This window comes from Ideonella sp. P3_A4, from assembly GCF_056403075.1.
The window spans coordinates 1-6,522 of sequence record NZ_JBFUGE010000345.1 but is presented as its reverse complement, the minus strand read 5'-3'; the positions used below and the strand labels follow the sequence as shown (position 1 = coordinate 6,522).

The 6,522-nt window shown below is 66.4% G+C and carries 6 protein-coding genes; all 6 read right to left on the bottom strand.

The features are described from left to right. On the bottom strand, positions 1-855 hold an 855-nt coding region (locus AC1DYI_RS23530), incomplete at its 3' end, for an AGE family epimerase/isomerase (protein ID WP_477206557.1). 41 nt (positions 856-896) lie between these two features. Then, positions 897-1,970: an ABC transporter ATP-binding protein gene (locus AC1DYI_RS23525; protein ID WP_477206556.1), complete on the bottom strand. Its 1,074-nt coding sequence runs from the start codon at positions 1,968-1,970 to the stop codon at positions 897-899. Positions 1,971-1,997: 27 nt separating this feature from the next. After that, positions 1,998-3,134 (bottom strand): ABC transporter substrate-binding protein, encoded by a 1,137-nt coding sequence (locus AC1DYI_RS23520; RefSeq protein ID WP_477206555.1) that lies wholly within the window; start codon positions 3,132-3,134, stop codon positions 1,998-2,000. A gap of 27 nt (positions 3,135-3,161) precedes the next feature. Further along, positions 3,162-4,019, bottom strand: coding sequence for a carbohydrate ABC transporter permease (locus AC1DYI_RS23515; protein WP_477206554.1), 858 nt, complete (start codon positions 4,017-4,019; stop codon positions 3,162-3,164). A 70-nt stretch (positions 4,020-4,089) separates the two neighbouring features. Next, positions 4,090-4,968 (bottom strand): carbohydrate ABC transporter permease, encoded by an 879-nt coding sequence (locus tag AC1DYI_RS23510; protein ID WP_477206553.1) that lies wholly within the window; start codon positions 4,966-4,968, stop codon positions 4,090-4,092. Between the two features lie 170 nt (positions 4,969-5,138). Next, the gene (locus AC1DYI_RS23505; RefSeq protein ID WP_477206552.1) at positions 5,139-6,380 is read right to left on the bottom strand and encodes an ABC transporter substrate-binding protein; all 1,242 of its coding nucleotides are present in this window, start codon (positions 6,378-6,380) and stop codon (positions 5,139-5,141) included. Positions 6,381-6,522 lie beyond the last annotated feature (142 nt).

Below are 6,522 nucleotides of genomic sequence, written 5' to 3'. Positions count from 1 at the left end.
GTGCAGCATCCAGCTGTCTTCGGGCGCGTTGGGCGTCAGACGCTCCAGCGTCAGCAGCAGCTTGGCCCATTCGGTCAGGTGGCCGGTCTGGAAGCCCCAGGGGCGGAAGATGTTGCTGCGGTCGTGGCGGTTGTAGTTCCAGTCCGGCGTCCAGTCAGTCTGGTAGTGCTCCCAGACCAGGCCGTGGGCTTGCGCGGCGAGCCGGTGGGTGACCGACTGGGCCAGCGTGGTGGCGCGGCGCAGGCAGAAGGCATCGCCGGTTGCTTCGTAGGCCGCCAGCATCGCCTCGCAGGCGTGCATGTTGGCGTTCTGGCCGCGGTAGGGGCGCAGTTGCCAGTCGGGCGCGGCTTCGTCGGCGTACAGGCCGGCGTCGGGCTCCCAGAAGCGCTTTTCCATCAGCGCCAGCGTTGCATCGATCCCGGCGCGGGCTTCGGTGATGCCGGCGCGCAGTGCGTGCGACTGCGCCAGCAGCACGAAGGCCAGGCCGTAGCAATGCTGGGTCGCGTCGATGACCTGCTTCTTGCCGCCTTCCCAGTGCAGCAGCCAAGTGTAGCCGCCGCTGGTCGGGTCTTTGTGGACGTTTTCGACGAAGGCCAATGCGTGGCGCGCCGTGTCCAGCCACTGTGCGGCGCGTGCATGCTCGGGGAACGAGCGAGCCGCGTTGGCAAAGGTGAAGACGTAGCGCGTGCTGCTGACGAGGTGGCGCGTGTGGCGGTCGTAGACCGTGCCGTCGTCGCGCAGGAAGTGGTACAGGCCGCCGGACGGGTCGATCGCCCGCTCGTCGTAAAACGCCATGGTCTGCAGCAGGTGCTCACGCAGGAACGCGGGGCTGCGGAAGTCCGGAACGTGTTTCATTTGGTCGATGCTACGCCGCGACTGCCTGCGTTGCAGTACCCCTATGCAACACGACGGTCATCTGCGCCGAACAGGTGCACCGCGCCCGTTTTCCAGGCAAGAGCCACCGGCTTGCCTACCGCTTGGGTCACCTTGCCAGGGACGCGCGCCGTCCAGGTGCCCAGCGGTGTGTCGACCATCGCGTAGGTCTCGGGGCCGGTCGGCTCGACCATCGCCAGGGTGCCCGGCAGCGTGTTGGCAGAGCCAGGCTCGGCCAGCGTCACATCTTCGGGCCGCACGCCGTAGCTGAATGCGGTGGCGGCGCTGTTCTTCAGTGCAGTGGATTGTTCGTCGTTGAGCGGCAACATCACGCCGTGCGCGCTGACCCCGCCGTTGCTGCGCGTCGTCTCGACGATGTTCATCGCCGGCGAGCCGATGAACTCGGCCACGTAGCGGGTGGCCGGGCGGCCGTAGATGTCGTCGGGCGTGCCGAACTGTTCGACCCGGCCATCACGCATCACCGCGATGCGGTCGCCCAGCGTCATCGCCTCGACCTGGTCATGAGTGACGTACACCGTGGTGGTCTGCGTGCGCTGGTGCAGGCGCTTGATCTCGGCGCGCATCTCGACGCGTAGCTTGGCGTCCAGGTTCGAAAGCGGCTCGTCGAAGAGGAACAGCTTCGGATCGCGCGCCAGTGCCCGGCCCATCRCCACCCGCTGGCGTTGACCACCGGACAGTTGACCGGGCTTGCGGTCGAGCAGGTGGCCGATCTGCAGCATCTTGGAGACGCGGTCCACGGCCGCGTYGCGCTGGGGCTTGGGCACCTTGCGCATCTCCAGGCCGAAGACGATGTTCTGCGCGACGTTCATGTTCGGGTACAGCGCATAGCTCTGAAACACCATCGCGATGTCGCGGTCGCGGCTGGGCGCGTGGGTCACATCGCGATCGCCGATGTGGATGCTGCCGTTGGTCGGCACGTCCAGCCCGGCAATCATGTTCAGCAGCGTCGACTTGCCGCAGCCCGACGCACCGACCAGGATCAGGAACTCGCCAGCTTCGATCTCGATGTCGATTCCCTTGAGGATTTCGACGGTGCCGAAGGTCTTGCGCACATTGCGGATGGACAGGGCTCCCATGGGGGGATGGACTCCAGGTGGATCAGTTCAGAAAAGCAGCTGGCCGCTGGGGCCGATCACCGACATGTTGTGGTACTGCGGGCCTTGGCGTTTCAGGCTCAAGGGCAGGCCGGCGAGTTCGAAAGCCTTCGGTGCGACGGCCAGAGCCTGCTGCACCGCCGGCCCGGTGGCCGATGCGCCGCCGCGCTGCAGTGCATCGATCAGCACGCGGGCGGCGATGTAGGACTCGGTCATGGCCAGCGTCGGCGCAATGCCGGCGGGGCCGAAGCGCTTGTAGGCAGCACCGAACTCGCGCATCAGGCGCAGCTTGGGGTCACGCGGGTGCGGCACCAGCTGTGAGACGAGCAGGCCGCGCGCCGTGTCCGGGCCGACCACCGATGACAAGTGCGTGGCCTCGGCCGACGACAGCACGATCACCCGGCCGCGGCCGCCGGCCGCGGCATAGAGCTTCGAGAAGTACGCCACAGCCGCGGTGTTGGTGGCCAGCACCACGGCGTCATGCGGCACGCGCACGATCGAGGCCACCGCGTCGGTTACCTCGGCCGTCTCGGCCAGGTGCTGCTGCACGTTGGCCAGCGTCACGCCCAGCAGCGGCGCACGCATGCGGGCGATGGCGGTGATCTCGTGGCCGTCCTCGTCGTTGCTGGTCAGCAGGGCGATGCGGCGGGCGAATGTGGTTTCGGCATGGCGGAAGACCTGGTCGATCTCGTCGGACACACTGCCGCGCGTGGCGAATAGCCAAGGCGAGCCGAATCCGGGGGCGGTCAGGCTGCCGGACATCACGCCCAGCATCGGCAGGCCGGTCTCTTCGAGCAGCCGCGCGCGTGCCAGCTCGCCCACGCTGCGCCGGCCGTGCCAAGCCAGCAGCGCGACCGGGTTGTCGCTGCGCAGGCGCTCGCGCACCTGGTCCGCGATGTGGCCGGGCTCTTCGTCCAGCGTCACCAGCCGCAGCGACCGGCCATGCGGCGGGCCGCCGGCATTGGCCTGGGCGAAGGCGACTTGCGCGCCGACGCTCAAATGCCAGCCCACGCCGCCGTTCACGCCGGTCAGCGGCACGATCTGCAGTGCGGTCCAGTCGCCGTTCGGTGCAGGCACCGCGGCAGCGGCGCTGGTAACCAGGCTGGCGGCGGTGGCAACGCTGAAGTGGCGGCGGGTGATGGCCATGGCGACGTGTGCTTCGAGTGGCGGGCTTCAGCCCTTGACTGCGCCGGCCGTCAGGCCGCGCACGAAGTATTTGCCGGCCAATACGTAGACCAGCAGCGTCGGCAGTGCGGCGATCATCGCGGCCGCCATGTCGACGTTGTATTCCTTGACCGAGCTGGAGGTGTTGGCCAGGTTGTTCAGGCCCACCGTGATCGGCTTCGAATCGGCACCCGAGAACACCACGCCGTAGAGGAAGTCGTTCCAGATGTTGGTGAACTGCCAGATCAGCGTGACGACCATGATCGGTGTCGACAGCGGCAGCACGATGCGCACGAAGATCTGCCAGAAGTTGGCGCCGTCCAGCATCGCCGCCTTGATCAGCTCATCAGGCAGGCCGACGTAGTAGTTGCGGAAGAAGAGGGTGGTGCTCGGGATGCCGGCGACCACGTGCACCACGATCAGCCCCCACACCGAGCTGGCCAGGCCCAGCCAGCCCAGCACCTGGCTCATCGGCAGCAGCACCACCTGCATCGGCATGAAGACGCCGAACAGGATCATCGCGAACATCAGCTCGCTGCCGCGAAAGCGCCACTTGCTCAGCACGTAGCCGTTGAGCGCGCCGATCAGCGTGGAGGTGGCGACGGCCGGCACGACCATCATCACCGAGTTCATGAAGAAGGGCTTCAGGCCGCCGCAGTCGGTGCCGGTGCAGGCCTCGGACCAGGCCTTGGCCCAGGCTGCGAAGCCGGGCGAGACGGGCAGCGACAGCAGCGTGCCGTTGCGGATCTCGTCCATGCTCTTCAGCGAGGTCACGACCATCACGTAGAGCGGCGTCAGGAAGAAGGCGGCGAACAGGCCCAGCGCGCCGAACAGCACGATGCGGTGCCACGTCAGGCGGTTGGTCATTGGACCCCCTTGGCCTTGCAGGCCGTCCCCCCGAGGGGGAGCGAGCACTTTCGGAGCGGCCGTGCAGTGCTCATTTCTTGGTCCTCAATTCCGAATACAGGTAAGGCACGACGATCGCGGCGACTGTCGCCAGCATGATCGTGGCGCTGGCGGCGCCCAGGCCGATCTGGCCGCGGCTGAAAGCCATCGTGTACATGAAAGTGGCAGGCAGGTCGGTGGCGTAGCCGGGGCCGCCAGCCGTCAATGCCATCACCAGGTCGAAGCTCTTGATTGCGAGGTGGCTCACCACCATCAGCGTCGAGAAGAACACCGGCCGCAGCGACGGGATCAGGATGCGCCAGTAGATGCGCGGCAGGCTCGCGCCGTCGACCTGGGCTGCCTTGACGATCGACTCGTCGATGCCGCGCAGGCCGGCCAGGAACAGCGCCATCACGAAGCCGGCGCTTTGCCAGATGCCCGCGATGACGATGCAGTAGATGGCCTTGTCGGGGTCGACCAGCCAGCCGAATTCAAAGTTCTCGAAACCCCATTGGTGCATCAGGTGCTCGATGCCCAGGCCCGGGTTCAGGATCCACTTCCACGCGGTGCCGGTGACGATGAAGCTCAGCGCCATCGGGTAGAGGTAGATCGTGCGCAGCACGCCTTCGACCCGGATCTTCTGGTCGAGCAGGATCGCCAGCAACAGGCCCAGCGCCATGCCGCCGCCGATGAACAGGCCACCAAAGATGCCGAGGTTCTTCAGCGCGACCCACCAGCGTTCGCTCTCCCACAGCGTCACGTATTGCGCGAGGCCGGCGAACTCGTAGTTGGGCAGCAGTCGCGAGACCGACAAGGACAGATAGCCGTTCCAGGCGATCAACCCATAGATGAAGAAGAAGGACAGCGCGAACGAGGGGGCGACGACCAGCTTGGGCAGCCAGGGCGTTCGCAACGCGGACGGGGCGGACATGTGGGAGCGACGCGTGTGCCAGGTTCGGGAAAAAGCCCCCGCGCCAAAAGTTAGCGCGGGGGTTGAAAAGTCCGCTGTGTGTGTGTCAGCGGCTTGAGGATCGGCCCCGCGCCAAAACTGCTGGCGCGGGGGATCGACCGACGGAGATCAGACTCTCAGGAAACCCCGGATCACTTGGTCTTGGCGGCGGAGGCGATCTTTTCCATCGCTTCCTGGGCCGTCATCTTGTCGGTGTTCCAGAACTGGCTGACCGCGTCCTTGATCGCGCCTTCAGCGGCCGACGGAACGGCCATGCCATGGGCGATCGAGGGCAGCAGCGCGCCGGACTTGGCGGTGTCGACGAAGTCCTTGGCCGAGACCTTGGCGCATTCGTCGAAACGGTCCATCGACATGCCCAGGCGCACCGGGATCGAGCCCTTGTTGAGGTTGAACACCTCCTGGAACTCAGGCGCCATGATCTGCTTGGCCAGTTCCTTCTGCGCCGCGATCTTGCTTTCGTCCTTCAGCTGGAACAGCGCGAACGAGTCGATGTTGAAGCTGTAGGACTTGGCGGTGCCCGGGGCCGGGGTGCAGCCGAAGTCCTTGCCCGGCACCTTGCCGGCGGCCAGGAACTCGCCCTTCGCCCAGTCACCCATGATCTGCATGCCGGCTTCGCCCTTGATCACCATCGCGGTGGCCAGGTTCCAGTCGCGGCCCGGGGCGTTCTTGTCGGTGTAGTCCTTGACGCGCTTGAAGGTCGTCAGCACCTTCTCCATCGTCGGGCTCTTCAGCGTGCCTTGGTCCAGCTGCACCAGCGCCTTCTTGTAGAAGTCGGGCCCGCCGATGCCGAGTGCGACCACTTCGAAGGTGGTGAAGTCTTGCCAGTTCTGGCCACCGTGGGCCACTGGCACCACGCCGGCCTTCTTCAGCGCTTCAGCAGCGGTGAAGAACTCGTCCCAGTTGGTCGGCACCTTGGCGCCGGCCTTGGCGAACACGGCCGGGTTGGTCCACAGCCAGTTGATGCGGTGCACGTTGACCGGCACGGCCACGTAGCTGCCCTTGTACTTCATGATGTCGGACACGACCGGCGGCAGCAGATCGTTCCAGTGCTCGGCCTTGGCGACGTCGTCGATGTTGGCCAGCACGCCTTCACGTGCCCATTCCTGGATCGACGGGCCCTTGATCTGCGCGGCCGACGGGGCGTTGCCCGACACCACGCGCGATTTCAGCACCGTCATCGCCGAATCGCCGCCGCCGCCGGCGACCGCGAAATCGCGCCAACGGTGGCCGCTCTTCTGCAGCGACAGCTTCAGCGCGGTGGCCGCCTTGGCCTCGCCGCCCGACGTCCACCAGTGCAGCACTTCGATTTCGCCGGCATGGGCGACGGCAGCGCTGGCAGCCAGGGCGAGCGCAGTGATCGTGGTCTTCATCATTCGTCTGTCTCCTTGTCCTCGCGGACTATGCACTTCAACAACAACCTTGCCAATTTGGGCCCCCACGCCCCCTTCCGGGGGCTGCCCCCCAAGGGGGCTCGCGCGGCGGACCGGCAGAGCCGGATCCACGCACGCCACTTGA